Source organism: Sphingomonas paucimobilis NBRC 13935 (assembly GCF_000739895.2).
In the GTDB taxonomy this organism is placed as follows: Bacteria; Pseudomonadota; Alphaproteobacteria; order Sphingomonadales; family Sphingomonadaceae; genus Sphingomonas; species Sphingomonas paucimobilis.
Window position 1 is genome coordinate 66,392 of record NZ_BBJS01000046.1, and the last position, 23,463, is coordinate 89,854.

A 23,463-nucleotide genomic window follows, 5' to 3' on the forward strand; every position below is an offset into this window, starting at 1 on the left:
CCTCCGCGCGAACCAAGCTTCTCCGATCGTCCGGTCAGAGAAAGCTGTACGGGTCCACATCCACCGCGACCCGCACCTTGGCGGACCATTCCAGCCCGCCCAGCCACTCGCGGATCACATCCTGCACCGCCAGCGCCCGCCTTGCATGGACCAGCAACCGGAACCGATGCCGCCCCCGCAGCATGGCGAGCGGCGCAGGCGCGGGGCCGAAGACGTGCATCCCATCCACCTTGGGGGCCGCGCGGGCGATCATCTCGGCCGCCGATTGCGCCGCCCCCTGATCCTCCGACGACACGATGATCGCGGCATAGCGGCCGAAGGGCGGGGCATCCGCATCACGCCTGGCCTCGGTCTCCGCCGTGTAGAACGCCTCGGCATCGCCGGTGACCAGCGCCTGCATCACCTGCGCCTTGGGGCTGTGCGTCTGGATGAAAACATGGCCGGGCTTGGCCCCGCGTCCTGCCCGGCCCGACACCTGCCGAATCTGCTGGAAGGTCCGTTCGGCCGCGCGCAGGTCGCCGCCGTCCAGCCCCAGATCGGCGTCGATCACCCCGACCAGGGTCAGATTGGGGAAGTGATAACCCTTGGTGATGAGCTGCGTACCAACGACGATGTCGATATCGCCTGCCTCCATCCGCCCGACGAACTCGGCGGCCTTGGCGGGGGACCAGATGGTGTCGGAGGTGACGACCGCGATCTTGGCCTCGGGGAACAGCGCGGTGGCCTCGTCGGCGATCCGCTCGACGCCGGGGCCGCAGGCGACCAGCGAATCCTCGCCGCCGCATTCCGGGCAGGCGCGCGGTGTGGGCATGACATGGCCGCAATGGTGACAGGCCAGCCGTCGCACCAGCCGATGCTCGACCATCCAGGCGGTGCAGTTGGGGCACTGGAACCGGTGCCCGCAGGTCCGGCACAGCGTCAGCGGGGCATAACCGCGCCGGTTGAGATAGAGCAGCGATTGTTCGCGCTTCTCCAGCGTCTCCTTCATCGCCGCGACCAGCTTCGGCGCGATCCAACGGCCGCGTTCGGGCGGGTTCTGGATCAGGTCGATCGCCTCGATCGTCGGCATTTGCGCGGGGCCGAAGCGGCCGGGCAGCTTGACCTCGGTATAACGGCCCAGCGCCACCTGTTGCCGCGTCTCGATCGCCGGCGTGGCCGAGGCGAGGATCACCGGGCAGGGTTCGAACTTGCCCCGCATCACCGCCACGTCGCGCGCATGGTAATGGACGCCGTCTTCCTGCTTGAAGCTCGTCTCATGGGCCTCGTCGACGACGATGAGACCCAGATTGCGATAGGGCAGGAACAGCGCCGAACGCGCGCCGACCGTCACCAGGCCTTGCCCGCTGGCGATCGCCCGCCATGCCCGCCGTCGCTGCGACGAGCGAAGACCCGAATGCCACGCCACCGGCTCGCAACCGAAGCGGTCGTGGAAGCGTTTCAAGAACGGCTCGGTCAGCGCGATTTCGGGGAGCAGAACCAGCACCTGCCGTCCTTCGGCGACGGCCTCCGCCACCGCTTCGAAATAGACCTCGGTCTTGCCCGAGCCGGTGACGCCGTCGAGTAGCACCGGTTGAAACGCATGCGCCGCCACGCCCGCGACCAGCGTGTCCGCCGCCGCGCGCTGATCCTCCGACAGTTCGGGCCGATGATGATCGGGGTCGGGCAGCGGGAAGGGGCTGTCGATATCGACCTCCACTCCCTCGATCGCGCCATTCTTGACCAGTCCCCGGATCACCGCGTCGGAGACATCGGCCATGGTCGCCAGCTCGCGGATCAGACCCTGCCGGTCGCCGATCCGCTCCAGCGCCTGCGCCCGCTGCGGCGTCAGCCGGTCGGGGACATGGCCGGTGACGCGATATTCGGTGACGGTCCGCGCGCCCTCCAGCGCCGAGGTGGAGGACAGGGCCATCCGCACGACGGCGGCGGGCGGGGCGAGATAATAATCCGCTGTCCACTCGATCAACCGGCGCAAGGGCGTCGGCAGGGGCGGGGCATCGGCCACGCCCAGCAGCGGACGCAGGCGGTTGTCGCCGACCTCCGCGTCGGAGGGCATGCGTTCGGGTTCCCACACCACGCCCAGCAACTGGCGCGGGCCGAGCGGCGCGACGACGATCGAACCCGGCTGGACCGTCATGCCGGCCGGCACGCGATAATCGAGGGGTCCGAGCGCGGAGTTCAGGACAAGGACGCGGGCGCGCGAAGACATTGCCTCGCTATATGGGTCTGAGCCCGCGTTAGGAAAGACCTTGACCGGTCAGGCGCTGCGCCGGCGATCCCCGCCACGCCGCCGTTCGCCCGTCCGCTGGCGCTTGGCGCTGTAGAGCCGGCTGTCGGCATGATGCATGAAATCGCGGGTATTGTGGCAGTCTTCGGGACGCAGCGTGATGCTGACGGTGCCGCTACACGCCATCGTCAATTGGCCGATGGTGATCGAGATGGTCAGAAGCGCTTCTAGCCGGGCTTGCAGCGCCTCCATATCGGCCAGCATCGCGGGGTCGCGGAGGATGATTCCAAATTCGTCCCCGCCCAGACGCGCAACAAAACACTCCTTCAGCCCATCGTCGCGCAGCCGGTTGCCGACCATCCGCAGCACCTCGTCTCCTGCGGGATGGCCCAGCGTATCGTTGATCAGCTTGAACCCGTCCAGATCGATCAGCACCAGGCCCAGCGGTAGGCCCCGGGCCGCCGCCTCGCCGATCGCCGCCTCCAGTGCGCGGTCGAACGCCGCCCGGTTGGACAACAGGGTCAGCGCATCGGTGTCGGCCATGTGGCGCAACTGCGTTTCCAGCGCATGGCGTTCGGTCACGTCCTGGAACATGCCGACCAGACCATGGACCTGCCCGTCCAGCATTTCGCGCTCGCCCATCACGCGCACTCGCCGGCGCCGGCCCAGAGCGGTGATGAAGTCGAGTTCGATGTCGAACGGATTGCCGGTCTCTACCGTATTCTCGATGGTTGAGCGCAGCGCCAGGCGCGCATCGGGGGGATAATAGGACAGGCCTTCCTCGACCGAGAAATGGCGGCCCGGCGGCAGCTCGTGGATGCGATAGACGCCATCGGACCAGGTCGCGCGCCCGTCCTTCAACGCGACATGCCATGATCCCATCATCGCCAGCCGCTCGACCTGGCGGACATGGCGCTCCTTGGCGCGCAGCTCCTCGGCCTGGCGTTCGCTGAACTCGGCCATGTCGGTCGCACGCCGGGCGATGGCGCGCGCGGCGATCAGCGCTTCGGCGAGACGGGCGAGGTGGCGCAACGTCCGCTCGCCCGCCGCGCTCAGCGAGCGGGGCGTGTCGTCCATGACGCAGAGCGAGCCGATCGGCTGAAGATTGCCGTCCAGATCGGGTACGCGGATCGGCATGCCGGCATAGAAGCGCGTGCCCGGATCGCCCGCGACGAAGGGATTGATGGCGAAGCGCGGATCGCTCGACAGGTCGGGCACCATCAGCAGGTCGGGCGAACGGATGGTGAAATCGCAAAAGGCCACCTCGCGCGGCATCTGCTGCGGCAAGGGGCCGACCGCCGACTTCACCCAAAACCGATCGCGGTCCGCCAGGGTCAGTGCCGCCAGTGGGCAATCGAGCATGTCGGCCGCCAACGAGACGAGGGCATCGAACTCCGCCTCGGGCTCACTGTCGAGCAATGCATGGGCCTGAAGCGTTGCCAGCCGGCGTTCTTCGTCAAACCCGTCGGGCGGTGGAAAAAGAACGGCCGTCATGATGGGGGCAGCATATCCTACAAGGTTACCAAAGACTTAAAAAACAAATGGTTACGGAAGGGTTACTCCCCACTCATGATGTTAAAGCCACAACTCGTCGATCCGATCCCTGTAACGCCCTGAAAGAGATGACGTATTTTTCATGATATGGTCACCGGGGGGAAGGCCGGAACGCGGTAGCCCTTGGCCATAGAGTTCAGAGAGCTCGGCGCCCGACACTCCCGGGGGTGCCGTCGGGGCCGGCGGAAAGAGCGCTTTCCGCCGGCCTTTCGCTGGTACATTCTCGACCCGGCGTGGTGCGGCCAATCCTGGCCGGGGGCGACCGATCTGGGCCGACGCCGATTGAGAAACTCGTCCGATGCCGGAGCAGATGAACCGATGAGTCGCAAAATCCTGATCGTTGAAGATGATGCTTCGACCGCCGCCTATGTCGCCAAGGGACTCGCAGAGGCGGGTTATGCCGTCGAGCAGTGCGGCGATGGCCGCGACGGCCTGTTCCTGGCGAGCGAGGGCATATTCGACCTGATCATCGCCGACCGGATGCTGCCGCGCCTCGACGGGCTGGCGATGGTCAGCGCGATCCGCGCGGCGGGCATATCGACGCCCGTGCTGATCCTGTCCGCGCTCGCCACGGTCGACGACAGGGTCGACGGGCTGAAGGCCGGGGCGGACGATTATCTGTGCAAGCCCTTCTCCTTCGCCGAGCTGTCGGCGCGGATCGAGGCGCTGGTCCGCCGGTCCGACCGGGCGGCGTCCGAGCCGACGCGGACCAAGCTGAGCGTCGGCGATCTGGAGATCGATCTGCTGGCCCGCACGGTCACACGCGCGGGCAAGCTCATCCCGGTCGGGGCGCGTGAGTTCAACCTCCTCGAATTCCTCGCCCGCCATGCGGGGCAAGTCGTCACCCGCACGATGATGCTGGAGAAGATCTGGAATTATCATTTCGATCCCGGCTCCAACGTGGTCGATGTCCATATCGGGCGGCTCCGGCGCAAGCTGGAGGAAGGCTTCGGCACCCCGATCCTCCATACGGTACGCGGTGCCGGCTATCGGCTGGCCGTGGAGGGGTGAAGCTCCGGCTGACGATCTCGGCGCGGATCGCGCTGCTGTCGATCATTCTGGCGCTGGTATCGAACCTCGCGCTGGTCGGGTTCATCTGGAAACAGACCAGCGCCGATGCGGTGGCCGCGCTCCACCGCGAGATCGTCGAACAGGCCGATGCCCTGCGCGCAGTGTGGCGGACGGGCGCATTGCCCGCGCTGGCCGATGCGATCACCCAGGCGCGCGAGCCGGGCGATGTGACTTTGGTCCTCGCCATCTTCGATGCGCGTGGCCACCGGGTCGCGGGTTATGCACCCGCTCATCTGGCGGTGCCGTTGGCCGACACGCCATTCCGTATCGCCGTGCTGGGGCAGGGGGGCGTCTGGGCCTCGCGCGAGGCGGGCTATACGCTCCATCCGATTGGCGATGACTGGTTGCTGGTCGGCCGCCCCCTCGATCTGATCGAGGCGCAGCAGATCGCGATCGAGCGTGCGCTGGCCTTGGCGGTCGTGCTGTCGCTGATGCTGGGGGTCGGCACGGGGTTGGTCCTGGCCCATTATGTCGCGGGGCGGCTCAACAGCATCGTTTCGGTCATGGATGCAGCGGGCGAGGGCGACCTGTCGCGTCGCGTCTCGCTGGTTCGCGAAGGCGATAGCGACGGTGATGCCTTTGACCGGTTGGCGGTGCGGCTGAACGCCATGCTCGGCAAGATCGAGCAGTTGATGGCCGAGTTGCGGGTCGTCACCGACAGCTTGGCACATGATCTGCGCTCGCCACTCGCGCGCCTGCGCACCAAGACCGAGCAGGCGGTGCTGATCGCCGATCCGCACCAGCGCGAGGCGGCGCTGGGCGGCTTGCTGGTCGAGACCGACCTGATCATGCGGATGCTGACCATGGTGATCGAGATCAGCCGATCCGAATCGGTCACCCGCGACCGCTTCACCCTGGTCGCGCCCGCCGAGCTGGTCGAGGAGATTGGTGAGCTCTACGCGCCGGTGGTCGAGGATGCCGGCTTGCGCTTCATGATTGAAGTGGAAGATCGGCCGGCGCCGTTGCCGATCCACCGTGAGTTGATGAGCCAGGCGCTATCCAACCTGATCGACAATGCCTTGAAGCATGGCGCGTCGGGCGGGCAGGTGACGCTGCGCCTGTCGCGCGGGTTGGAGGGCATCGTCTTCCAGGTCGAGGATCGCGGCCCCGGCATCGCCGAGGCGGACCGGGCGCAGGCTTTGAAGCGCTTCGGACGGCTCGACTCGGCGCGTACGACGCCCGGGGCGGGGCTGGGCATGGCACTGATCGAGGCGGTGGCGCGGCTGCATGGTGGGCGGTTCGACTTGGCGGACAACGGTCCTGGGCTCATCGCGCGGTTGATCATACCCTAAATCCTCTCGGCACGGGGGGCATCGCGCAGCGGTGGTGGAGGGGGCGTTCCGTAAATGATTCGCTTCGTGGAAGCCCCTCTCCGTCAGGCCTTTCGCCTGCCACCCCCCCGTGCCAGGGAGGATCGGGCTTGCCGTCATCCTGCAACGCTTTACATCCCGCCCATGGATTCTCTCTCCCTATTCGGCCTCGCCGCCGTGTCCTTCACCCTGCTGTGCTATGCGATGGAATCGGGTTCGCATTGGTGGACGCTGGGCTTCGTCCTGGGATGCATCGCGGGGTCGGCCTATGGTTTTCTGCAGGGCGCTTGGCCGTTCGGCGTGGTGGAGATCGTCTGGGCGCTCGTGTCCTTTCGGCGCTGGTTGACCCTGAAGCGCGTCCAATCGTTCAAGTTTCGGGAACCGATCGCTTGACAGTGGGTTGCGCGGGCCCTAACTGACCGTCCTTCCAACACCCCCGGTTTGACGACGCGCGATTTGCGGGCGTCGCAATTCCGCGTGGCGGAACCATCGCGTTGAGATGGAGCATGTGCGGCCATGCCATGCTTCGTGGAGCTAGGAGAACAAATTTCATGGCACGTATCGCGGGTGTCAACATCCCGACCAACAAGCGCGTGATCATCGCGCTGACCTATATCCACGGCATCGGTCCGGCCAAGGCGAAGGAAATCACCGCCAAGCTGAACATCGCCGCGGATCGTCGCGTCCAGGACCTGTCGGACCAGGAAGTCCTGCAGATCCGTGAAACCATCGACGCCGATCACACGGTGGAAGGCGATCTTCGTCGCGAGACCGCGATGAACATCAAGCGCCTGATGGACCTGGCCTGCTATCGCGGCCTGCGTCACCGCAAGGGCCTGCCGGTCCGCGGCCAGCGCACGCACACCAATGCGCGCACCCGCAAGGGCAAGGCGAAGCCGATCGCGGGCAAGAAGAAGTAATTCGTCCGGGGGACGAATTACTCCGCCGGAGGCAGGCTTGTGGCTGACCGCCCGCCGCTCTCCGCATCAGGATACTAGGTCAGGATTTTCACCCAATGGCACGTGAACCGCAGCGCATTCGCCGTCGCGAGCGCAAGAACATCACCGCCGGCGTTGCCCATGTGAACGCCAGCTTCAACAACACGATGATCACCATCACCGACGCGCAGGGCAACGCCATTTCGTGGTCGTCGGCCGGCATGATGGGCTTCAAGGGTTCGCGCAAGTCGACCCCGTACGCCGCTCAGGTCGCCGCCGAAGACGCCGGCAAGAAGGCCGCCGAGCACGGCGTGCGCACCCTGGAAGTCGAAGTGAAGGGCCCGGGTTCGGGCCGCGAGTCGGCGCTGCGCGCGCTGCAGGCGGTCGGTTTCCAGATCACCTCGATCCGCGACGTCACCTCGATCCCGCACAACGGCGTGCGGCCTTCCAAGCGTCGCCGCGTCTGATGCTTCCCATGGCCGGCTGACGAGTCGGCCATGCCTCTACTCCACGGCTGGAACCGTCCCCGTTCCGGCCCATAACTCAGGGGAACCACGTGTCTGTCAACGCAAAGAACTGGCAGGAACTGAAGAAGCCCAACGCGCTCGAAAAGAAGGGCGGCGATGGCAAGCGGAAGGCGACGTTCGTTGCCGAACCGCTGGAGCGTGGCTTCGGCCTGACGCTGGGCAACGCGCTTCGCCGCGTTCTCCTGTCGTCGCTCCAGGGCGCGGCGGTCACCTCGATCAAGATCGAGAATGTCCTGCACGAGTTCTCGTCGCTGGCCGGTGTGCGTGAAGACGTCACCGACATCGTCCTGAACGTCAAGCAGCTCGCCATCCGCATGCAGGGCGAAGGCCCCAAGCGTCTCCAGCTCTCGGCGACCGGTCCCACCACCGTCAAGGCCGGCGACATCGCCGTGTCGGGCGATATCGAGGTCATGAACAAGGACCTGGTGATCTGCCATCTCGACGAAGGCGCGACGCTCAACATGGAGCTGACCGCGGACATCGGGAAGGGCTATGTCCCCGCCGCGTCCAACCGTCCGGCCGATGCGCCGATCGGTCTGATCCCGGTCGATGCGCTCTACTCGCCGGTGCGCCAGGTGTCGTACAAGGTCGACCCGACCCGCGTCGGTCAGGACCTGGACTATGACAAGCTGACGCTCTCGGTCGAGACCGACGGCACCGTCACCCCGGAAGACGCCGTGGCCTATGCCGCGCGCATCCTCCAGGACCAGCTGGCGCTGTTCGTGCACTTCGACGACTCGGCGCTCACCCGCGCGGCCCCCGTGGGCCAGGCGGCGATCCCCGCCGCTGGTGGCGAGCCGCAGAGCGACGCGCAGCAGATCAATCGTTACCTTCTCAAGAAGGTCGACGAGCTGGAGCTGTCGGTGCGTTCGGCGAACTGCCTCAAGAACGACAACATCATCTATATCGGCGATCTGGTCGGCAAGACCGAAGCCGAGATGCTGCGCACTCCGAATTTCGGCCGCAAGTCGCTGAACGAGATCAAGGAAGTGCTGTCGTCCATGGGTCTGCGCCTGGGCATGGAAATCCCCGGCTGGCCGCCCGAGAATATCGAGGAAATGGCCAAGAAGCTGGAACAGGAGATCATGGGCTAAGCCGCACGCGGATAGCGACGCTATCCGCGAGACGGCGAAAGCCCGGCCGGCGAGTCGCCTACGGGCGACCCGTTCGACGTCAGGATCGCGGCTTCGCCGTGATCCGGCCCGGCCGATCTCCCCGCTCTGCTGGGATGACTACGAGATAGGCGAAGGTAGCGGCCTCTAACGGCTACCAGGTCTGGGGTACCGTCAAACGGCCCCTTAACGAACGAAGGAACTACCCATGCGTCATCGCGTCGGCGGCCGTAAGCTGCAGCGTACCTCGGCTCATCGTATCGCGCTTTTCCGCAACATGGCGGCAGCACTGATCAAGCACGAGCAGATCACCACCACCGTCGCCAAGGCGAAGGAACTGCGTCCCTATGTCGAAAAGCTGGTGACGCTGGCCAAGAAGGGTGGTCTCTCGAACCGCCGTCTGGCCCATGCCCGTCTGCTCGACGACGCGCAGCTCGTGAAGCTGTTCGACGTTCTGGCGTCGCGCTATGCCGACCGCAACGGTGGCTATACCCGCATCATCAAGGCTGGCATCCGCGCGTCGGACGCCTCGCCAATGGCGATCATCGAGTTCGTCGACCGTGACGTCTCGGCGAAGGGCCAGGATTCGGGTCCGGTGATGACCGAGGAAGATTTCGACGAAGCCGCGTAATTTTCGCGTCTTTCGAAGACCTTCGACAAAGGGCCGTGCCAGCGATGGCGCGGCCCTTTTTCATATGGGCCGTTTCGCGGTCCGCCAGCGTCAAGCCGCACATCGCTTGGTCTTGCTCACTTATCGTATGTGATATACGTTCCTTCTTCACAGATAAAAAAGAATGTATTTGTGAACGGTAACAAGGGGGCGTGATGCGCAAGATATGCAGCTTGATTCCGGCGCTTTTGTTGGTCGCGTGCGGGGGGGCGGATGAGGTCGGAACGACCGGTGGCGGGCCGGTCGCGACCGCAGCCGGCGCCAGTACGGCGCAGCCCGTAACCGGGTGCAAGGCCACTTCCAGCTACAACCCATGGGGCGTTTTGCCCCTCCGTACCTGGACGCCGCTATCGTCCGACGCACCGGCCGAACCCCATCGGGCCCCTGGAACCGCCTATGGCCCCGCCTTCCAGGCTCGGCTCGTCTGGGCTTATGGTGCCAATCTCGGAGAAAGCAGCCGAGTCGCCGAGTTCGAAATGGCCGATGGATGCCGCCGCCGTTTCCGCCTGTCGTCGCTGTCGGACAATGACGTCGCGGCGATCGAGCAGGAAGCCGATAAGCATCCCTTGTCCGAGGATACGGCCAGCTACGACACCGATTATGATCTGGAGCCGACCAGCCGCGAAGCCCTGGATGCCGGCACGGTGCGCAAGGTGGAGACGCAGCACTTCACCTTCTGGTACGGCGTGAAAACCGACGGGTTCAGCTATCGCTGGGCGCGCGACACCGGGAACGACTGGAACCAGTTGATCGAACAATCCGCCCAGTGGCTGGAAGCCATCTGGCTGTGGAATCGCGACATACTCGCAGCCCCCATGCCCTATCAGGACGGGGATAACCGTAAAAAGATCAACATGTATGTCTGTGGCACGGGCATACCGTTCTTCAGCGATGGCGATATGGGGGATTGCGGCGCCAGCGCCGCGGCGGGGATGTGGGTCAGCGCGCCCAATCTTCAGGCCGGTGGCGTGACGACGATCCACGAATTCGGCCATGTCATCCAATTCTATACCGGCGGTTTTCGCGACAAGTCCGATGCCGGGCCGATCTGGGAAGTCGGGGCGGAATGGAACGCCTATGTCCTGTCGCCCAACTACGTGGGATTCCTGCCCTATTATCTGAACAATCTGGAAAACGGGCCGCTCTGGTCGATCGCGCGCTATGGGGCGCAACCCTTCATGTCCTTCCTGTACGAACAGGATTCGACATGGCCGTTCGTCTGGGAGAGCTGGACCCAAAATCTCCGTGACAGCGAGGGCGCCACGACGGAGGACTATCTGCAGGCCTTCGTACGGCTGGGCCAGGCGGCGGGCGTCTATCCCCATGGCTTTGCCTCCTTCGCCAATGACATGGGCTGGTATGGTGCGCGGCTGGCGGGGATGGACTTCATCGATCAACGCGCGCTGATCGATGCGACCACCGCCTCGGCGACGCAGACCTTGGCCTCGCATCTCTATGCGCCCTTGGCGGAAGGGTCGGGCGCGAACCAATATGTGTCCTCGCCGGCGCGGCCTCTGTTGCAGTTCGGCACGCATCTGATCCCGCTGACGGCCAATGGCGGAACCGTACAGGTCACGTTGACCGGAGATACCACCGCCAATCAGGCGGCCTGGCGCTTCGCGCTCGTCGCGATCGAGAATGGGACCAAGGTCACCTATTCGGATCTGGGGGCAGTGTCGGGCACCAACAGCGCGACGATCTCCCGCGCGGTTCCGCAGGGCGCCAAGTTGTTTCTGACGGTCACCGCAACGCCGGGCGCCTATGAGACGCTGGGTTGGCAACCGGCGGGGGCCGTCACCGGCACCAAATTCCCGTACCGAGTGAGCATCAGCGGGGCCACCCCGCCTACCGGCGACCCGGCCGCTTGTGCTGCCAATATTGCACCGAATAGCCGGACGCTCAATTACAATACCAATGGCCATAACGAGCACGGCCGTCGCTGCTAAGTTATGCTATTGTCCTGATTTCCAAAATGGGGCGTGTTGGTGACGGCACGCCCCTTCTCTTCGTTTCGGCCCGCGCTCGGATGCTGTCGTCGTTCCTGCCCTTCGACAGAAGGATATGCGATGGCGGCGGGGATGGGGGCTGCTCGTACAGGGACGAATCCGAACGGGTACGGCAAAGGGGTGCGTTCGGGCCCTCCATTGTCGAGTCGATACGCAGGCCCCCGGCATGGTCGCGACCGATGCGTTTCAAAGCCCGTCGGCCCGGTAGCATTTTCCAAAAGACATCGCTATCGGACCGCCATGGAGCACCCCGACAGCATCCTCATCGTCGATTTCGGCAGCCAGGTCACCCAGCTCATCGCGCGCCGCGTGCGCGAGGCGGGGGTCTATAGCGAAGTCGTTCCCTTCCAATCGGCCGAAGCGGCGTTCGCGCGGATCAAGCCCGCGGCCGTCATCCTCTCGGGCGGTCCCGCCTCGGTGGTCGATGCCGAGTCCCCGCGCATCCCGCAAGGAATCCTCGACAGCGGCCTGCCGATGCTCGGCATCTGCTATGGCCAGCAGGCGCTGACCCAGCAATTGGGTGGCAAGGTCGAGAAGGGCGATAGCGGCGAGTTCGGCGAGGCGTTCATTACGGTCGAGGACGGCTGCGCGCTGTTCGATGGCCTCTGGGCGCAGGGTGAGCGGCATCAGGTCTGGATGAGCCATGGCGACAAGGTCACCGCACTGGCGCCGGGCTTCCGCGTGGTCGCGACCAGCCCTGGCGCGCCCTATGCGATCATCGCCAATGACGAACGCCGCATCTATGCGATGCAGTTCCATCCGGAGGTGGTGCACACCCCCGATGGCGCCAAGCTGATCGCCAATTTCGCGCGCCATGTCGTCGGGCTGACCGGCGATTGGACGATGGCCGAGTTCCGTGAGGCCAAGATCGCCGAGATCCGCGAACAGGTCGGCAGTGGCCGGGTGATCTGCGGTCTGTCGGGCGGGGTCGATTCGTCGGTCGCCGCGTTGCTGATCCATGAGGCGATCGGCGACCAGTTGACCTGCGTCTTCGTCGATGGCGGCATCCTGCGCCAGGGCGAGGCCGAGCAGGTCGTCAGCCTGTTCCGCGGCCATTACAACATCCCGCTCGTCCATGTGGACGCGCAGGAGCTGTTCATGGGCGGCCTGGCCGGCGTCACCGACCCGGAGGCCAAGCGCAAGTTCATCGGCAAGACCTTCATCGACGTGTTCGAGGCCGAGGCCAAGAAGATCGGCGGTGCGGAGTTCCTGGCGCAGGGCACGCTGTACCCGGACGTGATCGAGAGTGTCAGCTTCACCGGTGGCCCGTCGGTGACGATCAAGAGCCACCACAATGTCGGCGGCCTCCCCGAGCGGATGAACATGAAGCTCGTCGAGCCGCTGCGCGAGCTGTTCAAGGACGAGGTGCGCGTGCTCGGTCGCGAACTGGGGCTGCCCGACGTGTTCGTCGGCCGCCACCCGTTCCCCGGACCCGGCCTCGCCATCCGCATCCCCGGCGAGGTGACCAAGGAACGCTGCGATATCCTGCGCAAGGCGGATGCCATCTATCTCGAGGAAATCCGCAAGGCCGGGCTGTATGATGCCATCTGGCAGGCCTTCGCCGTGCTGCTGCCGGTGCGCTCGGTGGGCGTGATGGGCGATGGCCGTACCTATGACTCGGTGCTGGCGCTGCGCGCGGTGACCTCGGTCGACGGGATGACCGCGCAGGCCTTCGACTTCCCCGGCGACTTCCTGCCGCGCGTGACGACCCGGATCATCAACGAGGTCAAGGGCATCAATCGCGTCGTCTATGACTATACGAGCAAGCCGCCCGGCACGATCGAGTGGGAATGATCGGGACTCGTGATCCTGCGGGGCAGGATCACGGAAAAGGTTGATGGATGCACCACGCAGCGCCTCGGTGAAAGCCGAGGCGTTTTGCTGTCCGCAACGGTGGAAGGAAGATGGTGCCCGAGATGACAGCGATGGGCACTTCGATCATCGGGAAATTCCCGTTGCACAGGTCGACCCACGATCGTCAGACCTTGGCGCAATTATCGGTGGGATACCTCGCCACCCCCAGGGGCGACCGCTTCGCAGCGGTCGTAAACCGTTTCACCCCCCCTCCCATGCCGGTGGCATGAGGCGCGGCCATGGTGCGTGACGTCAGTTGTGCCGGGCCGCAGCGATGAGGGTGGGGGCGTCGATCGTGAACTTGAAGCCGAAGACGAGCGCGTTGGGGATGTCGGTTCGGCGGAAGGGCAGGCCGGTCTGGTCGGGATGGAGGATATATTGGACATTGGGCGAGATGCGGACGGCAGGGCCGATCTGCGCGCCATAGGCCAGCTCCATCATATACTGGTCGCGCCGGATGTTTGCGTCGCCGCCCGCAGAGACACGCGCCGCGCGCATCCGGGCCATGGCCAGGTCGGAAAAGCTCTGCTGGTTGATGACGAAGCCGATCGTGTCGCGGTCGCGACCCGCAAAGGTGCCGGTCTGGACGAGGCCCAGCTCCAGGAAATGCCGTTCCTCGACGCGCCCCGACAGATTGGTCATGGCGACGCCGAACACCGCCAGCCCGCGATGCGAGGTCATGTCGGGACGAGTCAGCATCTGGTCAAACCGGGCATAGATGCCGCTACGCCCTTTCAGCGTCGCGGCGGGCCGTCCGCTCAGGATCGCGATACCGCCCCGGTCGTCGCGCAGCGGATCGGCATAGTCGCCCCGGTCGATCCAGCCGCCCAGGATATAATGGCGCGGCAGCCGATCGGTCTCGAAGTCGGAGGCATAGCCCAGTTCATACGGCACGATGAAGCCGGTGCCGCCCTTGAAGCTGAGGCTGAAACCATTGTCGTCGGGGCGCTTGCGGTTGGGATTGACCTCATAGATGCCCGCATGGGCGAACCAGTGGTCGGCGATCGTCAGCTTGGCCTTGGCCATCCAGCTCGATGCCGGAAAATAGGTGAAGTTGCTGTTCTTGAAGACGAAGGTCGGATTGCCGCAGGCCGAGTTGGTCTGGAAATGGCAGTAATAGGGTGAGTTCAGGAAATGGATGTTCGCCTGGCTCTTGCCCGCCTCGATGTCGAGCGCACCGCCCAGCAGCTTCTGCTCCCAAGTCAGGATGGCGAGATGGGTGTTCTGGGTACCCCAGACCTCCTGCACCGAGGTGTTGTTGCCGATCGCGATCTGCGACAGGCTCTGGCCGTGGCGGTTGGTGATGGCGACGTGCAGGCTGCCGCCGTCGATCCCGGCAATTTTCTCGAAGTCGAAATCGGCCCCGACATAAATCTGTCCGGTATAGGCCGATTTGCGTGCAAAGCCGCCGGTCGCGTTGGCCGCAGCTTCGCCAGTATAGTTCAGCGCCAGGGTGACGCCCTCATCGGCCAGCGGCTGGAACGTGTCGACACTCTTCTTTTTCTGGCCCAGCACCAACGGTACGGTCTTGGTCGCCTGTTGCGAGACCTGCGGCGCGGCGGGGCCCGAGGGCGTGGTCGGCACATCCTCGGCCCAGGCGGTGGACGCAGCCATCCCCATGCCCAGCGCAGCGATCGCCGCGAGGCTCTTCACTCCAGCCATGAAAACATCCCCTCCTGGAAAATGCCGAGCCCCTTTGACGGGGCGGGGCGATCAGCCTTGCGCCACGGGGCGCTTTACAAATCCGACGAGCACCGCACTGACCACCACCCCGACCGCCAGCGCCGCGACATAGGCGGCCAGGTGCGTGACCGCGCCGGGGATCGGCAGCACGAAGATGCCGCCATGCGGCACGCGCAATTCGACACCGGCCACCATCGAGATCGCTCCCGTGATCGCCGATCCCGCCATCAGCGACGGGATGACCCGGAACGGATCGCGCGCCGCGAACGGGATCGCGCCTTCGCTGATGAAGGCGAGGCCGAGCACGGCGGCGGCGGGCCCGGCTTCGCGCTCGTCGGCGGTGAAGCGGTTGGGGAACAGTCGGGTGGCCAGCGCGATGGCGAGCGGCGGGGTCATGCCCGCCGCCATGGTCGCCGCCATCGGTGTGTAGACCTGCGACGCGACCAGCCCAACCGAGAAGGCATAGGCCGCCTTGTTGACCGGACCGCCCATGTCGAATGCCATCATGGCGCCCAGGATCAGGCCGAGCAGGACCGCGTTCGTCCCCTGCATCCCGCGCAGCCATTCGGTCAGGAAGGACAGCACCGCCGCGACGGGCGTACCGACGGCGTAGATCATCAGCAGCCCGGTCAGTAGCGTGCCGAGCAGCGGCAGGATCAGGACCGGCTTCAGACCCTGGAGATTCTTGGGTAGACGAATGACGCGGTTGAGCGCGTCGACGCCATACCCCGCGATGAAGCCCGCGACGATGCCGCCCAGAAAGCCTGCGCCCAGGCTGCTCGCGAGCATCCCGCCGATCATGCCGGGCGCGATGCCGGGCCGATCGGCAACCGAATAGGCGATATACCCGGCGAGCGCGGGCACCATCAGCGCGAAACCGCCCTTCGCACCGATGGTGAACAGCGCATAGGCGAGCGTGCCCTTGGCGGCCTCGTCATTGGCGTGGATTCCGCCCAGGGCGAAGGCGAGCGCAATCAGCAGGCCGCCCGCCACCACGAAGGGCAGCATGAACGACACGCCGGTCATCAGATGCTTGTAGGGCCCCGCGCGCTCGGTCGTCGCCGTGGCGGACGCGGCAGCAGCGGCAGACCCCGCACCCTGCACCTTGGCTTCGGCAAGCGCCTTTTCGATCAGCGCCGCGCCGCCAGTAATGGCGGGCTTGGTGTTGCTGACCAGCACCCGCTTGCCCGCGAAGCGCGCGCGGTCGACCTCGCGGTCGGCGGCGATCACCACCACATCGGCCTCGGCGATCTGCTCGGGCGTCAGCGGGTTGCCCGCGCCGACCGACCCTTGCGTCTCGACATGAATGTCATAGCCGAGCTGGCGTGCGCCTTCCTGCAATCCCTCGGCCGCCATGAAGGTATGCGCGATGCCGGTGGGACAGGAGGTGATCGCAACGATCTTCTTGGTCGCGGCGGGTGCCTTGCTGCCGGCCTTCAGCGCGGCGGCCGGATCGGCAAGCACCGCCTCCAGCGTCAGCAGCCGGTCGGCGCGTGCGCGGGTCGCCGCATCGGCGCTGTCTTCGACACCGACGAACAGGAGCGTGTCGTCATTCCCGGCCGATACCGGATTGACCACGCCCTGCGCCGTGCGCAGTTCGATCTCGATTGGCTGGCCCGCATCGCGGGCCGCGCGGCGGAGCGCCTCGCCCGCCAGGACGCCGGTGACGCCCGCGTCTCCGGCATCGACGATCGCCAACAGCCTCTTCATGCGTCCTCTCCCACCCTATGCGGGCCGGTGATCCCGGCTCCGCTGATCGTGACCTGCGCGGCCAGTGCGTCGATGGTCGCGAGATCCGGCAGGTGCGGACCCGGCCGCCCCAGCTTGGCGACGGCAAAGGCGGTGGACAGGCGCGCGATCCGCTCCAGCCCGGCGCCTTCGGCGATCCCGGCGGCCAGCCCAGCGACCATCGCATCGCCAGCGCCCACCGTGCTTGCGAGCGGCCCAGCGGGCAGATGCGCGACCAGCGCGCCTTCGTCCGATACGAACAGCGCGCCCTCCCCGCCCATCGACACGACCACCAACGCCACGCCGCGCCGATGCAGCGCCGTCGCGCAAGCGACGACATCGGCCATGGTGTCGAGCGAGGTGTCGGCCCAGGCGGCCAGTTCCCGGCGATTGGGCTTGACGATCTTCGGCAGCACATCGGCACGCAGCGCATGGGTCAACGGCGCGCCGCTGGTATCGAGCAGCACCCGCGCGTCCCGCGCGGTGAGCGCCGCGACCATCTCGGCATAGAGGATGGTATCGCATCCCGGCGGCAGGCTGCCCGACAGGACGATCAGGGTATCCTCGCCCGCGAAATCCGCCACCGCGCGCTCGACCCGTGCGACATCCGCCTCGCCGACCACGGGGCCGCTCATGTTGATGTCGGTGGTGTCCGTGTCGTCGACGATCTTCATGTTGACGCGCGTGTCGCCGCCCACCCGGACGAAGCGGTCGTCGATCGCCTTCTGTTCGAACAGCGTTTCGAACAGGGTCGCATTATCCTGTCCCAGCAGCCCGAACACGCTGACGGATGCGCCCCAATCGGCGAGGCAACTGGCGACGTTGACGCCCTTACCGCCCGCATCCTGGCGGACCGACCGCGCGCGGTGCACTTCGCCGGGGATCAGCCGGTCGAGCGTGATCGTCTGGTCGATCGCGGGATTGAAGGTGACAGTGGCGATGCGCATCACGCGGCGCTCCTTTCGCGCATCTCGGCGACCGGCGCGATGTCGAGCGCGCGCACATCGGCGGCGCTCTCCATCGTCAGCGCGCGGGCGGCGAGCGCCTGCAGCGCGGGCAGTTCGCTGCTGCGCAGCCGCGCCTTGACGGCGGGTAGGTCGCGCGGGGTCATCGACAATTCGGTGACGCCAAGCCCCGTCAGCAGCGCCGCGCCGAACGGATCGCCCGCCAGGCCGCCGCACACGCCGACCCAGCGATCGTGCCGCCGCGCGCCTTCCACCGTCATCGCGATCAGCCGCAGCACGGCCGGGTGCATCGAATCCGCCTCGCTCGCCAGTTCGGGATTCTGCCGGTCGATGGCGAGCGCATATTGGGTCAGGTCGTTGGTGCCGACCGAGAAGAAATCGGCGTGCTTGGCCAGCGCATGGGCCTGGACGGCGGCGGCGGGCACCTCGATCATGATGCCGATCGGCACCACCGGTGCGTCGAGCGACACGCGCACCGCCTCGCACCGCTCACGGAGGGTCAGCAGTTCGGCGACCGAGGTGATCATCGGGAACATGATCGACAGGTCGCCGCCGTCCTTCGCCGCGCGGTACAGCGCACGCAGTTGCGGTTCCAGCAGGTCGGGGCGACGCAGCAAAAGCCGCGCGCCGCGCACGCCGAGGAAGGGGTTCTCCTCCTTGGGCAGATGGAGATGCGGCACCTGCTTGTCGCCGCCGATGTCGAGCGTGCGGACGATCAGCGGGCGGCCGTCCAGCGCGTCGATCATCGCGCGATAGACGGCATATTGTTCGTCCTCGCTGGGGCTGTCGCCGCGTTCGAGGAACAGGAACTCGGTGCGCATCAGACCGACGCCTTCGCCACCCTGCGCCAGCGCATCGGCCACCTGATCGGGGCGGTTCACATTGGCGGCGATCGCGACGCCATGGCCGTCGCGGGTGACGGCGGGGCGGCTGCGCTCGGCTTCCTCGGCGGCGCGGCGCGCGGCGATGGCGGCGATCCAGTCGCGCGCGGAGGCCAGGTCGGCCTCGGACGGATCGAGCCAGACGCGGCCGGTATCGCCATCGACGATCGCGACCGTCCCCGCCGCCTGCGACAGCAAATCCGCGCCCGCCGCGACGACGGAGGGCAGGCCGAGTGTGCGCGCGAGGATGGCGCTGTGTGAGGTGGGGCCGCCCAGCGCGGTGGCGATGCCCGCCACGCGGTTCGTGTCGAGCGCGGCCGTATCCGATGGCGCGAGATCGGCGGCGACGAGGATGCATGGGGCATCGGGCAGGTCGTCGAGCGTCCCCAGCCCCAGACCGGGGTCGATCTGGGCCAGGACGCGGCGGCCGATGTCCCGCAGATCGGCCGAGCGCGCGGCGAGCACGGGATTGCCCAGCGCCGACAACTGGCCCGCCATGCGCTCGATCGCCTGATGCCAGGCCCAGGCGACGCCATGCCCCTCGACCATCAGCTGGCAGGTGAGCGTAATCAGGTCGGTATCGTCGAGCAGGCTCGCCTGCGCCTTGAAGATCGCCGCGTCGCCCGCGCCCAGGCGGCGGGTGGTGTCGTCGATCAGTCCCTGCATCTGCGCGCGGGTGCGGACCAGTGCGCCCTCCAGCAAGGCACCCCCGGTGGCCAGGTCGACGGGATGGTCGACCACGTCCAGCTCCGCCGAGGCGAGGATATGAACCGTGCCGATCGCCAGCCCCGGGCTGGCTGCCACGCCTGCGATCATCGCCGGCGTACCGACAGGTTTCCAGCCCTGGACGGGCACCGCTGCGGCGGCCTTTTGCGCGGCCCGGGCCGCCTCGGCCTTTTCGCGGGTACTCAGCCGCGTGATCGCAGCGTGGAAGCTCTCCAGCGCCCCCCGCGCACCGGGCCCGGAGGCCGAGATGGTGATCCTGTCCCCGGCCTTCAGTCCGAGTTGCAGGAGGGCGACCAAACTGCGCGGATCGGCGGTTTCCGACCCATGCCGGACGCGCAGCGCGATCGGCAGCGCCTTGGCCGCTTCCGACCAGGCGGCGGCCGGGCGGGCGTGCAGGCCGGTGGGATAATCAACGGTCCACGTCACCCGCTCGTCCAGGTCCTCGGCGGGCAGGCGGGCCCGGTTCTGGTCGGTCGCATCATCCTGAAGCGCGGCCAGGATCAGCGATGGATCATCGGTGGTCGCCAGTTGGCGCAGCCGCGCCTCGTCCTGGATCAGACGGGTCAGGCGGCGCAGGATCGCGATATGGCTGTCCGAACTGGCGGCGATACCGACGACCAGATGCGCGATCTGGCCGGGGTTCCACTCGATCCCCTCGACGAACTGCAGCACCGCGATCCCGTCGCGGCGGACCAGCCCCTTGTCCTCGCCAAGCCCGTGCGGGATCGCCACGCCCGCACCGAGAAAGGTGTTCGCGACGCCTTCGCGCGCGATCATGCTGTCCTCATAGCCCGGCCCGACGCAGCCCGCCGCGACGAGCAACTGCCCCGCCTGGCGGATCGCATCCGTCTTGTCGGTCGCCGTGGCCGCGAGCCGGATCAGCTCCGGGCGGACGGCAGGGGATGGCGCTTGGGTGGACATGTCTCTCGGGCCTCTCCGGCGCGACTCTGGTCGTCGCTTGCAATTCTAGAAAACGTTTTCTCAAATCCATGTCAATAGCGCTTGCCAGAAATCAGGAGAGCGGGCATGAAATGGCTGAACGCGACGTCAGACAGCGCGGTGGAGAGGAGAGAACGTTTTCCATGACCGTCGGCATCAAGGATGTGGCACGGGTCGCCAACGTCTCGACCGCGACCGTCTCACGCGTGCTGGGCGGCCGCAATGTCGACGAGGCGATGCGCGACCGCGTGCTCGCGGCGGTGCGCTCGACCGGCTATCGGCCCAACCTCGCTGCCCGGCGGCTGCGGTCGCGACACACCAATACCATCGGGCTGGTCGTCGCCGATATCCGCAATCCGTTCTTCACCGCCGTTTCGCGCACCATCGAGAATCTGGCCTATGCGCGCGGCCTGCGCGTAATCCTGTGCAACACCGACGAGGACCCAGTTCGCGAGGCGATGTACCTGCAACTGATGCAGGAGGAACGCGTCACCGGCGTCATCCTGGCGCCGACCCGGCAAGGCTTGGCGAAACTGGGCAAGGCGAAGCCCGACTATCCGATGATCCTGATCGACCGCGCCACGCCCGGCATCGCGCATGACTGCGTCGTGCTCGACAATGCGGCGATGGCTTCACTGCTGGTCGAGCATCTTCATACGCGCGGATTCCGCCGGATCGCAGGGTTGTTCGGCGCGTCGAGCAGTACGGGCGAGGAACGTCGCGCCGGCTTCGAGGCGGCGGCGCAGCGGCTGGACCTCGAAGCCGAGGCGATCGCCGTCCCGCATGGCGATGGCGAGGTCGCGCGGATCGTCACCGACCTGCTCGCGCGGCCGGATCGCCCCGAGGCGCTGGTCGCGAGCAACGGCCTGGCCCTGATGGCGGTCCTGCGCACGCTGCACGGGCTCGGCCTGTCGGTACCCGGCGACCTGGCCTTGGCCGGGTTCGACAATGAGGGGTGGATGGACCTGATCGGCGGCGGGCTTTCGGTGATCGAACAGCCGGTCGAGGAAATCGGCCGCACCGCCATGGCGATGCTGATCGACCGGCTCGACCATCCCGATGCCGCGGTTCGCAAGGTCGTGCTCGCCGGACGGCTGATCGCCCGCGGCTCCAGCGAACCGGCCGCCCCCAAAGCGGCGCCTTCCCTCCTCTCCACCGAGCCTGGAACCTGACCATGATGCCACGAATGTCGCTCACGCGCTTCCTGATCGAACAGCAGCGGGGGCCTGCGAAACTGCCAAGTGAACTGCGGCTGCTGATTGAGACGGTGGCGCGCGCCTGCAAGACGGTGGGCCATGCCGTGTCGAAGGGTGCGCTGGGCGAGGTTCTGGGGTCGCTGGGCAGTGAGAATGTGCAGGGCGAGGTCCAGAAGAAGCTGGACGTCATCGCCAACGACTTTCTGCTCGATGCCAATGAATGGGGCGGGCATCTCGCGGCGATGGCCTCGGAGGAGATGGAGACGATCCATCGCATCCCCAATCGCTATCCCAAGGGCGAATATCTGTTGCTGTTCGATCCCATCGACGGGTCGAGCAACATCGATGTCTGTCTGTCTGTCGGCACTATCTTCTCGGTGCTGAAGGCCCCGGCGGACGCGGCCGGTCGCGAGATCGGTGAGGAGGATTTCCTGCAGCGCGGCTCGGAACAGGTGGCGGCGGGCTATGCCATTTACGGGCCGCAAACGCTGCTGATGCTGTCGATCGGCACCGGCGTGTACGAGTTCACGCTGGACCGGGAGGTGGGCGCCTGGAACCTGACCGACGGCCCGATCCGGATGCCCGGCGGCACCGCCGAGTTCGCCATCAACGTGGCGCGGCGGCGGCAATGGTCGGAGGTCGTCACCCGTTTCGTCGACGATCGGGTGGCGGGCAGCGAAGGGCCGTGCGGCCGGGACTATTCGATGCGCTGGACCGGATCGATGGTGGCCGATGTTCACCGCATCCTGAAACGCGGTGGCACCTTCCTCTATCCCCGCGACGACCGCACCGGCCAGGCCAGGCTCCGCCTGATGTATGAAGCCAATCCCATGAGCTACCTGATCGAACAGGCGGGCGGCGCGGCGACCGATGGCGAGACACGGATACTCGACATTCCTCCCACGGGGCTGCACCAGCGGGTGGGGCTCATGCTCGGCGACACGGAGGAAATCGCGACGCTGCACCGCATTCCGACGGCCGCCGCCAAAGTCCCGTCCTTCGCGGCAAGCTAGAGGTAATCTGAGCGATTTGGTGGCCCGGTAGAGGGCCACGAAGCGCATGGCCACTGGAGATGCGGTCCAGGGGTGTGTCGCAGGAATTGCCTGTTCACTCGGAACTGGTCGCAAAGCCGTTAATCTTGCGGAAAATTTTGGTTTTGGCGCGCCCGGAGGGATTCGAACCCCCGACCGAGGAGGTAGAAGCTCCTTGCTCTATCCAACTGAGCTACGGACGCGCAGACGGCCGCGTCCTTAGCGTGGTTTGCGCCCCAAGGGAATGGCGATAAATGTCGGGGTGATAGGCTTGAAAGGGATGGGCATGAACCGTGAACGAGCGGTCCCGGCACGCGATCTGGAACGGGCGGCGTTTCGCTGGTTCGACTTCGTCATGGCGGCGTTCGTCACCATCCTCTTGCTCTCCAACGTGATCGGTGCGGGCAAGGTCGCGGTCATCACCCTGCCGCTGGTCGGCGACTGGCCGTTCGGGGCGGGCATCCTGTTCTTTCCGTTGAGCTATGTCATCGGCGATGTGCTGACCGAGGTCTATGGCTATGCCCGGGCGCGGCGGGTGATCTGGGCGGGGACGGCGGCGGTGCTGTTCATGGCGTTCATGAGCTTCGTCGTGGTCGCGCTGCCCCCGGCGCCGAGCTGGACGAACCAGGCCGCCTATGAGGTGATCTTCGGACAGGTGCCGCGCATCGTGCTGGCCAGCGTCTGCGCCTTTTGGGCGGGGGAATTCGCCAATGCCTATGTCATGGCGCGGATGAAGGTGTGGACCGGCGGGCGGCATCTCTGGTCGCGGACGATCGGCTCGACCCTGGTGGGGCAGGGGGTGGACAGCCTGATCTTCTATCCGCTCGCCTTCTGGGGCGCGGTGGGGTGGACGCCGCATCTGGTGATCGTGGTGTTGTTCACGCAATGGGCGCTGAAGGTGGGTTGGGAGGTATTGCTGACCCCCGTGACCTATCTGATCGTCGGCTGGCTCAAGCGCGCCGAGGGAGTGGACGTGTTTGACGAGGGGACGGACTTTACGCCGTTCCGGGCTCGGGTTTGAGTTCACGCAAAGCCGCGATGGCGCGAA

Annotated in this window: 18 protein-coding genes and 1 tRNA gene; 12 read left to right on the forward strand and 7 right to left on the reverse strand. The window is 66.3% G+C overall.

The annotated features are described in order from the left end of the window. Positions 1 to 34: 34 nt before the first annotated feature. Positions 35 to 2,206: a primosomal protein N' gene (locus SP6_RS14740; RefSeq protein ID WP_007405110.1), complete on the reverse strand. Its 2,172-nt coding sequence runs from the start codon at positions 2,204 to 2,206 to the stop codon at positions 35 to 37. 48 nt (positions 2,207 to 2,254) lie between these two features. Further along, the gene (locus tag SP6_RS14745) at positions 2,255 to 3,718 is read right to left on the reverse strand and encodes a sensor domain-containing diguanylate cyclase (protein WP_007405150.1); all 1,464 of its coding nucleotides are present in this window, start codon (positions 3,716 to 3,718) and stop codon (positions 2,255 to 2,257) included. A gap of 378 nt (positions 3,719 to 4,096) precedes the next feature. Between SP6_RS14745 and SP6_RS14750 the strand changes: the two genes are divergently transcribed. The 9 genes from SP6_RS14750 (at position 4,097) to guaA (ending at position 13,206) form a co-directional block, all read left to right on the forward strand. Continuing rightward, positions 4,097 to 4,789, forward strand: coding sequence for a response regulator transcription factor (locus tag SP6_RS14750; protein WP_007405036.1), 693 nt, complete (start codon positions 4,097 to 4,099; stop codon positions 4,787 to 4,789). Further along, positions 4,786 to 6,141: a sensor histidine kinase gene (locus SP6_RS14755; RefSeq protein WP_007405113.1), complete on the forward strand. Its 1,356-nt coding sequence runs from the start codon at positions 4,786 to 4,788 to the stop codon at positions 6,139 to 6,141. Before SP6_RS14750 ends, SP6_RS14755 begins: the two co-directional genes overlap by 4 nt. Positions 6,142 to 6,303: 162 nt before the next feature. Further along, the gene (locus tag SP6_RS14760; RefSeq protein ID WP_007405152.1) at positions 6,304 to 6,552 is read left to right on the forward strand and encodes a hypothetical protein; all 249 of its coding nucleotides are present in this window, start codon (positions 6,304 to 6,306) and stop codon (positions 6,550 to 6,552) included. Between the two features lie 158 nt (positions 6,553 to 6,710). After that, the gene (gene rpsM / locus SP6_RS14765) at positions 6,711 to 7,079 is read left to right on the forward strand and encodes a 30S ribosomal protein S13 (protein ID WP_007405171.1); all 369 of its coding nucleotides are present in this window, start codon (positions 6,711 to 6,713) and stop codon (positions 7,077 to 7,079) included. 95 nt (positions 7,080 to 7,174) lie between these two features. After that, complete coding sequence (gene rpsK / locus SP6_RS14770) at positions 7,175 to 7,564, forward strand: 30S ribosomal protein S11 (protein WP_007405180.1); 390 nt, start codon at positions 7,175 to 7,177, stop codon at positions 7,562 to 7,564. Positions 7,565 to 7,653: 89 nt separating this feature from the next. Further along, entirely contained in the window at positions 7,654 to 8,718 is a 1,065-nt protein-coding gene (locus SP6_RS14775; RefSeq protein WP_007405181.1) for a DNA-directed RNA polymerase subunit alpha, read from the forward strand. 226 nt (positions 8,719 to 8,944) lie between these two features. Continuing rightward, a complete protein-coding gene (rplQ, locus tag SP6_RS14780; protein ID WP_007405047.1) occupies positions 8,945 to 9,367 on the forward strand; it encodes a 50S ribosomal protein L17 in 423 nt (140 codons plus the stop codon). A 194-nt stretch (positions 9,368 to 9,561) separates the two neighbouring features. Beyond that, positions 9,562 to 11,352 (forward strand): DUF6055 domain-containing protein, encoded by a 1,791-nt coding sequence (locus SP6_RS14785; protein ID WP_007405038.1) that lies wholly within the window; start codon positions 9,562 to 9,564, stop codon positions 11,350 to 11,352. A 300-nt stretch (positions 11,353 to 11,652) separates the two neighbouring features. Then, a complete protein-coding gene (guaA, locus tag SP6_RS14790) occupies positions 11,653 to 13,206 on the forward strand; it encodes a glutamine-hydrolyzing GMP synthase (protein ID WP_007405159.1) in 1,554 nt (517 codons plus the stop codon). Between the two features lie 312 nt (positions 13,207 to 13,518). On the opposite strand, the gene SP6_RS14800 is transcribed toward guaA, so the two are convergent. Genes SP6_RS14800 through ptsP form a run of 4 tightly spaced genes read right to left on the reverse strand, consistent with a single transcriptional unit; the run spans position 13,519 to position 20,170 of the window. Next, positions 13,519 to 14,928, reverse strand: a complete 1,410-nt coding sequence (locus tag SP6_RS14800) for a carbohydrate porin (protein WP_037568659.1) — start codon at positions 14,926 to 14,928, stop codon at positions 13,519 to 13,521. Positions 14,929 to 14,979: 51 nt separating this feature from the next. Beyond that, entirely contained in the window at positions 14,980 to 16,659 is a 1,680-nt protein-coding gene (locus SP6_RS14805; protein ID WP_007405176.1) for a fructose-specific PTS transporter subunit EIIC, read from the reverse strand. Further along, on the reverse strand, positions 16,656 to 17,624 hold the full coding sequence (gene pfkB / locus SP6_RS14810) for a 1-phosphofructokinase (protein ID WP_007405053.1): 969 nt from the start codon (positions 17,622 to 17,624) through the stop codon (positions 16,656 to 16,658). The genes SP6_RS14805 and pfkB overlap by 4 nt, the downstream gene beginning before the upstream one ends. After that, entirely contained in the window at positions 17,624 to 20,170 is a 2,547-nt protein-coding gene (ptsP, locus tag SP6_RS14815) for a phosphoenolpyruvate--protein phosphotransferase (RefSeq protein WP_007405055.1), read from the reverse strand. Before ptsP ends, pfkB begins: the two co-directional genes overlap by 1 nt. Before the next feature lie 161 nt (positions 20,171 to 20,331). On the opposite strand from ptsP, the gene SP6_RS14820 reads away from it, so the two are divergent. Beyond that, positions 20,332 to 21,360, forward strand: coding sequence for a LacI family DNA-binding transcriptional regulator (locus tag SP6_RS14820; RefSeq protein ID WP_007405095.1), 1,029 nt, complete (start codon positions 20,332 to 20,334; stop codon positions 21,358 to 21,360). 5 nt (positions 21,361 to 21,365) lie between these two features. Next, a complete protein-coding gene (locus tag SP6_RS14825) occupies positions 21,366 to 22,397 on the forward strand; it encodes a class 1 fructose-bisphosphatase (protein WP_042469333.1) in 1,032 nt (343 codons plus the stop codon). Positions 22,398 to 22,541: 144 nt separating this feature from the next. On the opposite strand, the gene SP6_RS14830 is transcribed toward SP6_RS14825, so the two are convergent. Further along, positions 22,542 to 22,618 (reverse strand) — tRNA-Arg (locus SP6_RS14830). Between the two features lie 77 nt (positions 22,619 to 22,695). On the opposite strand from SP6_RS14830, the gene SP6_RS14835 reads away from it, so the two are divergent. Then, complete coding sequence (locus SP6_RS14835) at positions 22,696 to 23,436, forward strand: queuosine precursor transporter (protein ID WP_007405058.1); 741 nt, start codon at positions 22,696 to 22,698, stop codon at positions 23,434 to 23,436. The last annotated feature ends 27 nt before the right edge of the window (positions 23,437 to 23,463 follow it).

Bases quoted from the DNA above. Each gene is read 5' to 3' on its own strand.
- SP6_RS14835 (WP_007405058.1), top strand. From the start codon at position 22,696: ATGGGCATGAACCGTGAACGAGCGGTCCCGGCACGCGATCTGGAACGG.
- SP6_RS14800 (WP_037568659.1), bottom strand. From the start codon at position 14,928: ATGGCTGGAGTGAAGAGCCTCGCGGCGATCGCTGCGCTGGGCATGGGG.
- rplQ (WP_007405047.1), top strand. From the start codon at position 8,945: ATGCGTCATCGCGTCGGCGGCCGTAAGCTGCAGCGTACCTCGGCTCAT.
- SP6_RS14750 (WP_007405036.1), top strand. From the start codon at position 4,097: ATGAGTCGCAAAATCCTGATCGTTGAAGATGATGCTTCGACCGCCGCC.
- SP6_RS14825 (WP_042469333.1), top strand. From the start codon at position 21,366: ATGCCACGAATGTCGCTCACGCGCTTCCTGATCGAACAGCAGCGGGGG.
- SP6_RS14740 (WP_007405110.1), bottom strand. From the start codon at position 2,206: ATGTCTTCGCGCGCCCGCGTCCTTGTCCTGAACTCCGCGCTCGGACCC.
- SP6_RS14785 (WP_007405038.1), top strand. From the start codon at position 9,562: ATGCGCAAGATATGCAGCTTGATTCCGGCGCTTTTGTTGGTCGCGTGC.
- pfkB (WP_007405053.1), bottom strand. From the start codon at position 17,624: ATGCGCATCGCCACTGTCACCTTCAATCCCGCGATCGACCAGACGATC.
- SP6_RS14760 (WP_007405152.1), top strand. From the start codon at position 6,304: ATGGATTCTCTCTCCCTATTCGGCCTCGCCGCCGTGTCCTTCACCCTG.
- SP6_RS14745 (WP_007405150.1), bottom strand. From the start codon at position 3,718: ATGACGGCCGTTCTTTTTCCACCGCCCGACGGGTTTGACGAAGAACGC.
- rpsK (WP_007405180.1), top strand. From the start codon at position 7,175: ATGGCACGTGAACCGCAGCGCATTCGCCGTCGCGAGCGCAAGAACATC.
- ptsP (WP_007405055.1), bottom strand. From the start codon at position 20,170: ATGTCCACCCAAGCGCCATCCCCTGCCGTCCGCCCGGAGCTGATCCGG.
- SP6_RS14805 (WP_007405176.1), bottom strand. From the start codon at position 16,659: ATGAAGAGGCTGTTGGCGATCGTCGATGCCGGAGACGCGGGCGTCACC.
- guaA (WP_007405159.1), top strand. From the start codon at position 11,653: ATGGAGCACCCCGACAGCATCCTCATCGTCGATTTCGGCAGCCAGGTC.
- rpsM (WP_007405171.1), top strand. From the start codon at position 6,711: ATGGCACGTATCGCGGGTGTCAACATCCCGACCAACAAGCGCGTGATC.
- SP6_RS14820 (WP_007405095.1), top strand. From the start codon at position 20,332: ATGACCGTCGGCATCAAGGATGTGGCACGGGTCGCCAACGTCTCGACC.